The sequence below is a fragment of the Mesorhizobium sp. M2C.T.Ca.TU.002.02.1.1 genome, assembly GCF_003997225.1.
Genome location: NZ_RZTO01001563.1, coordinates 1 through 340, shown reverse-complemented (window position 1 = coordinate 340; position 340 = coordinate 1). Strand labels below are relative to the sequence as shown.

At 58.8% G+C, this 340-nt stretch carries 1 protein-coding gene; it reads right to left on the bottom strand.

The window, feature by feature from the left end:
• The coding region (locus EOD07_RS37290; RefSeq protein ID WP_127238557.1) for an SDR family NAD(P)-dependent oxidoreductase at window positions 1-340 on the bottom strand (340 nt) is incomplete at both ends.

The following is a 340-nucleotide window of genomic DNA, read 5'->3' as shown; positions in this document are numbered from 1 at the left end:
GTCCTTCTCATCGGTGCCGACCTTGGTATCCATCATTTCGGCGCGTTCGAAGAACCGCGTCTGCGTTGCCCCGGGCATCAGCACGGTGACTGTGACCCCTGTGTCCTGCAACTCATGACGCAGTGCGATCGAGAAGGAATCGATGAATGCCTTGGTGCCGTTGTAGACCGCCTGGAAAGTGCCGGGCATGAAACCAGCGATCGATCCTGTGAAGAGGATGCGGCCTCGGCCGCGGCGTGCCATCCTGGCTCCGAGTTGATGCGCGAGATAGACGGTCCCGGTGATGTTGGTGTCGATGATGCGGCGGATTTTTTTCCAATCCTGATCGACGAAACCACGG